Annotated in this window: 5 protein-coding genes and 1 tRNA gene; 1 reads left to right on the forward strand and 5 read right to left on the reverse strand. The window is 69.9% G+C overall.

Going from position 1 to position 6,656, the window contains the following annotated elements; genetic code table 11:
* Positions 1-100: 100 nt before the first annotated feature.
* From JCO01S_RS10300 to cysK, 5 genes are all read right to left on the reverse strand, one after another.
* Positions 101-304, reverse strand: coding sequence for a cold-shock protein (locus JCO01S_RS10300; protein ID WP_068254880.1), 204 nt, complete (start codon positions 302-304; stop codon positions 101-103).
* A gap of 255 nt (positions 305-559) precedes the next feature.
* The gene (locus JCO01S_RS10305; protein WP_068254883.1) at positions 560-1,936 is read right to left on the reverse strand and encodes a protealysin inhibitor emfourin; all 1,377 of its coding nucleotides are present in this window, start codon (positions 1,934-1,936) and stop codon (positions 560-562) included.
* 123 nt (positions 1,937-2,059) lie between these two features.
* A tRNA-Ser gene (locus JCO01S_RS10310) sits at positions 2,060-2,146 on the reverse strand.
* Positions 2,147-2,221: 75 nt separating this feature from the next.
* Positions 2,222-2,821, reverse strand: a complete 600-nt coding sequence (gene cysE / locus JCO01S_RS10315) for a serine O-acetyltransferase (protein ID WP_157074567.1) — start codon at positions 2,819-2,821, stop codon at positions 2,222-2,224.
* Positions 2,822-2,823: 2 nt separating this feature from the next.
* A complete protein-coding gene (cysK, locus tag JCO01S_RS10320) occupies positions 2,824-3,750 on the reverse strand; it encodes a cysteine synthase A (protein WP_068254887.1) in 927 nt (308 codons plus the stop codon).
* Between the two features lie 202 nt (positions 3,751-3,952).
* On the opposite strand from cysK, the gene JCO01S_RS10325 reads away from it, so the two are divergent.
* Positions 3,953-6,656, forward strand: a 2,704-nt coding sequence (locus tag JCO01S_RS10325) for a heterodisulfide reductase-related iron-sulfur binding cluster (protein WP_245634402.1), incomplete at its 3' end; no start/stop codon positions are given.

The raw sequence follows: 6,656 nt of genomic DNA on the forward strand, positions 1-6,656 counted from the left end.
GCCTCCGCCCCGGTCGGGGACGACGAAGGGCCCCCACCATTTCGGTGGGGGCCCTTCGCGGTTGTCGCGGCGGTTGTCACCGCGCCATGTCGACCGCTGATCAGACGGGGCGAACGCCGTCGGCCTGCGGGCCCTTCGGGCCCTGGGTGACCTCGAACTCGACGCGCTGCGCCTCGTCGAGGGTCCGGTAGCCGGAGGTGTCGATCGCGGAGTAGTGAACAAACACGTCGGGGCCGCCGCCGTCCTGGGCGATGAAACCAAAGCCCTTCTCAGCGTTGAACCACTTAACGGTGCCCTGTGCCATGGGGTGAATCTTCTTTCCTGTTGAACACATCCGACCCCGCGGGCGCGGGATCGATCGGCTGCAATTCGCCCCTCTGCAGGGGTACACGCCCCTGGTAACACTGACGAGCCCGACCTGAGGAAGGGCCCATTCGCATCATGCGAGAAGTCCGGTACTGCAACTCGTCCCCGACGCTATCAGCAATTGTGGGCCCGGGCACCACCGTGGACAGGGGCCGGACAGGCGCCCGGGCCGCACCGGTCCCGATCCGATCGGTCACTCCCGCAGCAACCGCTCCAGCAGTTCCCTCGCCCACCCCGGGAGCGCCTGCTCCGGCAGCTGGACCGCCACCGCCGGGCGCTCACAGCCGACCCCGTAGCAGAAGGCGTCCGGGTGGGCCTCCTCCTTGGCCCACTGCTCGAGACCGGGATCGGCCAGCAGGTCGCGCACGCCCCGCGCGTCCGACTCCTCCAGCTGGGCCAGCCGCACCTCGCGGGACCTCGTCATTCCGGCCACCCCACCGGAGCGGGAGAGCCGCACGACCTCCGGCTCCTCACCCCCGGATCGCCGCCCGCCACCGGCGGAGGGTGACGGGGCACCCCCTTCGTCCGGGGGCAGGCCGACCTGCGACCAGGCCTCGGCCACTGCGTCCGCCTCCACCGAGCCGTCACCGAAACGTGCCACTGCCGCGGCGCTCGTCAGTCGGGCGAAGGCGGAGAAGTCGCACTCGGGGTCGATCTCCCCGGTGATGACGTCGAACCAGATCTGCCCGGCGGACGTCCACGCCGGGCCCCCGATGGCAGTCGCGGCGAGGTAGAAGGCCTTGTTGGGGATGCCCGAATTCAGGTGCACCCCACCGTTGTCCTCCTCGGTCTCGACGTAGTCCTGCATCGTCGCGGGCTGTGGGTCCTTGCCCATCCGAGGATCGTCGTAGGCGGTGCCGGGGGCCTTCATCGACCGCAACGCCTTGCCCTGCACGCCGTCGGCGAGCAGCTCGGCACCGATGAGCCAGTCCGCCTCGCCGGCGTCCTGCCCGAGGTGGCGCTGCTTCACGAGAACCCCGAAGACGTCCGAGCAGTGCTCGTTGAGCGCTCCGGACTGCCCTTGGTAGACCAGCTGCGAGGTGTACTGCGTGACCCCGTGGGCGAGCTCGTGGCCGATGACGTCCAGACTCGCGGTGAAGCGGTTGAAGATCTCCCCGTCCCCGTCGCCGAAGACCATCTGCTCGCCGTCCCAGAAGGCGTTGTCGTAGTCCTTGCCGTAGTGCACGCTCGCGACGAGCGGCAGGCCGGCGCCGTCGAGGGAGTTGCGCCCGTACGCCTGCCACCACAGCTGCCAGGTCTGCCCGAGGCCGTCGTAGGCCTCCGTGACGGCGACGTCGTCGCCAGCGGGGTCACCCTCGGCACGCACGAGGACGCCGGGCAGCTCCCGGCCGCCCTGCGCGTCGTGGATGGTCCGGTCCGGCGCCGGGTCGCCCGTGGCGGCCCGCCCCGCGGCAGGACGACGACCAGCCGGGGACGCCCGTCGCTCCCATCGCTCCCACAGACCCGCGTCCAGGTCCTTCGTCTGCCCGGCCGCAGCAACGAGATGCTCGCCACCGGAGCGGGAGAGCGCGGTGATGATGTGCGGCGGGATGATGCTGCAGCGCGTCATCCACCCATTGAACTCCCCCGGCCTGACACCCGCCACCGGTTGCCGTGAATTCCCCGGGAAGAAGTGGTCGAGCCACCTGCGGCACGACGCGGTCCCTGACCAGCCGCAGCCACGGGACATCGGCGGAGGGCGTGGGATTCGAACCCACGAGACGGTTACCCGCCTAGCGGTTTTCAAGACCGCCGCACTAGGCCACTATGCGAGCCCTCCCAGCCGTCGCGGGGCGACGGCGAGACCACGGTAGGCCATGCGGCCCGGAGGGTCACGCGGTCGGCCCGGACGGCGCTAGATGAGCAACGCCGGGTCGGCGTACATGGCCTCCTCGACGGGGACGCTCCCGTTGCCGAGCTGCGGGTAACGCGCGACGGCCGGGACCCCGGTGGCGACGGCGCCCGTGGGGACGTCCTTGACAACCACCGAGTTCGCCCCCACGCGGACGTTGTTGCCCACGTGCACGTCGCCGAGGATCTTCGCGCCTGCCCCGACCATGACGTTGTCGCCGAGGGTCGGGTGCCGCTTGATGCGCTTGCCGGAGGTCCCGCCGAGGGTGACGCCGTGGTAGAGCATCACGTCGTCGCCGATGACCGAGGTCTCGCCGATGACGACGCCCATGCCGTGGTCGATGAAGAAGCGGCGTCCGATGTGGGCCGCCGGATGGATCTCGACGCCGGTCACCGCTCGGGAGAGGTAGGCCAGCACCCGGGCGGGCCACCGGCGCAAGGGGTCCTGCCACCAACGGTGCGCGATCCGATGCAGCCAGATCGCGTGCAGCCCGGCGGACGTGAAGAGCACGACCCAGCGCGAGGTCGCCGCGGGGTCGCGATCCATCGCGGCCCGCACGTCCTCGCGGATGGTGGCCCGGATCGGCAGGTGGCTCTCGCTCATCGTCAGTCCGTCAGGCCCTCGAAGAGCGGGGTGGACAGGTAGCGCTCACCGAAGTCGGGCAGGATCACGACGATCGTCTTGCCGGCGTTCTCCGGGCGACGGGCGACCTGGTCCGCGGCGGCCAGGGCGGCACCGGAGGAGATGCCGACCAGCAGGCCCTCGTCGGTGGCGGCCCTGCGGGCCCACTCGAAGGACGTGGGCGCGTCGATGGTGACGACCTCGTCGTAGATCTCGGTGTCGAGCACCTCTGGGACGAAGTTGGCGCCGAGGCCCTGGATCTTGTGTGGCCCGGCCTCGCCGCCGGAGAGGACCGGGGACTCGGCGGGCTCGACGGCGACGAGCCTGACGTCGGACTTCTGGGAGCGAAGGTGGCGGCCGGCACCGGTGATGGTGCCACCGGTCCCGATGCCGGAGACGACGATGTCGACCTCGCCGTCGGTGTCCTGCCAGATCTCGGGGCCGGTGGTCGCCTCGTGGATGTCCGCGTTGGCGGGGTTGGCGAACTGCTTGGCCTGGACAGCGCCGCGCTCACGAGCGATCTCCTCGGCCCTGTCGACGGCGCCCTGCATCCCCTTCGGCCCCTCGGTGAGGACGAGCTCGGCACCGAAGGCGCGCAGCAGTGCCCGGCGCTCCTTGGAGGCGGTCTCCGGCATGGCCAGGACGACGTCGTAGCCGCGTGCCGCGCCGACCATCGCGAGCGCGATGCCGGTGTTGCCCGAGGTGGCCTCGACGATGGTCCCGCCGGGCTGGAGCGCGCCGGACTTCTCCGCTGCGTCGACGATCGCGGCACCGATGCGGTCCTTGACCGAGTTGGCCGGGTTGTAGAACTCCAGCTTGGCGGCGACGGTCGCCTCGGAGTCGATGATGCGGTTGATCCGCACGAGGGGGGTGCGGCCGGCCAGCTTGGTGGCGTCTTCGTAGATGGGCAACGCAGGTCCTTCCGTCGATGGGCGGCGCCGCCCGACGGCGGCTCTCATGTCGCCAAGGACAGCGAATGAGGTGTTATGGATATTCCAACACCCCGTTATTTGATTGTGCAACAGTATCCCGACCGGTGAGCACGGCGTGGGTGACGAGGGACGCATCACCTCGGGACCCCTTGTGGCGCAACGGCTCACTAGACTGCCCGCCATGTCTGCCCTCCAGATCGTCGCGATCATCCTCGGGGTCGGGATCACCATCGTCGGATGGGGCCTGCTCGCCCGCGCCGTCAACCATTTCCTCACCGTCTTCAAACTCGGCCGGCCCGAGTACGGCAGGCGGACCTCCGAAGGGGGCGCCCGGACCGCCACCCTGCTGCGTGAGTTCCTCGGCCACGGCCGGATGGCGCGGCTTCCCGTGGTGGCGGTCGCGCACTGGATCACGATGATCTCCTTCGGGATCCTCTTGCTGACGCTGCTGCAGGCGACGGTCCAGCTCTTCGACCCGCGCTTCGCGCTGCCGCTCATCGGGCACTTCTACCCCTACGAGTGGATCACCGAGCTCTTCGCGATGACGGGCATCATCTCGATCCTCGTGCTCATGGGGATCCGGCTGAAGAACCACCCGCGCTCGGCCGCCGGTGAGGACGGACGCCGCTCGCGCTTCTTCGGGTCGACGTTCTGGCAGGCCTACTACGTCGAGTACACGATCCTCGGCGTCGGACTGTGCATCGCGCTGCTGCGCGGCATGGAGTACTCGCTCATGCGGCAGACGGGCGAGGCCGAGCACGCCACGATGGCGCACTTCCCGCTGACCGGCTGGATCGGGGAGCTCTTCTCCGGCATGTCCGTGGAGGCCCTCGAGGCCGGCATCATCGTCGTCGCGCTCATCAAGCTGCTCATCTCCTACGCGTGGATGATCACGATCTCGCTCACCCCGACGATGGGTGTGGCCTGGCACCGCTTCCTCGCGTTCTTCAACATCTGGTTCAAGCGTCACGCCGACGGACGGACCTCGCTCGCCGAGCTGCAGCCGATGGAGGTCGACGGCAAGCCCTTCTCCATGGAGGTCATGGAGGAGATGGACGAGGACTCCACCCTCGGCGTGGGCAAGGTCGAGGACTTCACGTGGAAGGGCCTGCTGGACTTCTCCACCTGCACCGAGTGCGGGCGCTGCCAGAGCCAGTGCCCGGCGTGGAACACGGACAAGCCGCTCTCGCCGAAGATGCTCATCATGGCGCTGCGCGATCACGCGCACTCCAAGGCGCCGTTCATCGCCGCCGCGGAGGGCGAGTCCGGCGTCATCTCCGCCGGAGGCGCCCGCTCGCAGACCGCGGGCGGCCCGGTCGCCCTGGCCGGCCAGCCCGGCGCGGACGGCGGTGTCGCCGTGGCCGAGCCGGACGTCATCAACTGGGGGGAGATGTCCCTCATCGGCCAAACCGGGTACTCCCAGGAGAACCCGCTGGAGGCCTACAACCCCCACGGCCCGGACGCGGTCATCGATGAGGACGTCCTGTGGTCCTGCACCACCTGCGGCGCCTGCGTCGAGCAGTGCCCGGTCGACATCGAGCACGTCGACCACATCGTTGACATGCGGCGGTACCAGACCCTCATCGAGTCCGCCTTCCCGAGTGAGCTGGGCGGCCTCTTCAAGAACATGGAGTCCAAGGGCAACCCGTGGGGCATGGGCGCCAAGGCCCGCCTCGAGTGGGCCAAGGACCTGCCCTTCCAGGTCAAGGTCCTCGGCCAGGACGTCGAGTCCGCCGACGACGTCGACTACCTCTTCTGGGTCGGCTGCGCCGGTGCCTACGAGGACCGGGCGAAGAAGACCACCCGCGCGGTCGCGGAGCTGCTCAACCATGCCGACGTCGACTTCGCGGTCCTCGGCAACGGCGAGACCTGCACCGGTGACTCGGCCCGCCGCGCCGGCAACGAGGTGCTCTACCAGATGCTCGCCGAGCAGAACGTGGAGACTCTCAACGAGGTCGGCGCGACGAAGATCGTCGTCACCTGCGCGCACTGCTTCAACACGATCAAGAACGAGTACCCGCAGCTCGGCGGCAAGTACGAGGTCGTGCACCACACCCAGCTGCTGAACCGTCTCGTGCGCGAAAAGCGGATCACCCCGGTCAACCGCCCGACCGGTACCCGCAAGTCCACGTCCAAGGACGTCGCCTCCACCGGCCCGTCGGTGACCTACCACGACCCGTGCTACCTGGGCCGGCACAACAACGTGTACGCCCCGCCGCGCGAGCTGATCAGCGCCCTCCCCGGCGTCGAGCTGAAGGAGATGGAGCGCTCCAAGGAGAAGTCCTTCTGCTGCGGCGCCGGCGGTGCCCGGATGTGGATGGAGGAGAAGCTCGGCTCCCGCATCAACCTCAACCGCACGGAGGAGGCCATCGCGACCGGGGCGGACCGGATCGCCATCGGCTGCCCCTTCTGCCGCGTGATGATGACCGACGGGCTGACGGCCAAGCAGTCGGAGGGCGCCTCCGAGGACATCGAGGTCGTCGACGTCGCCCAGATGCTGCTGGCCTCGGTCAAGGAGGCCGCGGCGGCCAAGACCGAGAAGCCCGCCGCTGAGAAGGAAGCGCCCGCCCAGCCGGAGGCCACGTCCGCTGCGCCGGCGCCCGCCGAGAGCAAGGAGGCGAAGGGGGACGCCCCCGCCGCCCCGAGCGAGGCCGCGACCGTCGCGGACCAGAACTCCGCCCCCTCCTGGGAGACCGGCGCCGCTGTCGGCGGCGCTGCCGCCGTGGGTGCCGGCGCTGCCGCGGCAGCCGCTTCCTCGGATGACGACACCTCGGCTGCGGAGAAGAACGCCGCGCCGTCGTGGGAGTCGGACTCCCCTGCGGCCAAGGCCGACACCACCCCCGCGGAGCAGAACGCCGCCCCGTCCTGGGAGACCGGCACCCCCG

Source organism: Janibacter corallicola NBRC 107790 (assembly GCF_001570965.1).
Classification (GTDB): domain Bacteria; phylum Actinomycetota; class Actinomycetes; order Actinomycetales; family Dermatophilaceae; genus Janibacter; species Janibacter corallicola.

Coding starts and splice junctions, on each gene's coding strand:
- JCO01S_RS10305 (WP_068254883.1), bottom strand. CDS start 1,936: ATGACGCGCTGCAGCATCATCCCGCCGCACATCATCACCGCGCTCTCC.
- JCO01S_RS10300 (WP_068254880.1), bottom strand. CDS start 304: ATGGCACAGGGCACCGTTAAGTGGTTCAACGCTGAGAAGGGCTTTGGT.
- cysE (WP_157074567.1), bottom strand. CDS start 2,821: ATGAGCGAGAGCCACCTGCCGATCCGGGCCACCATCCGCGAGGACGTG.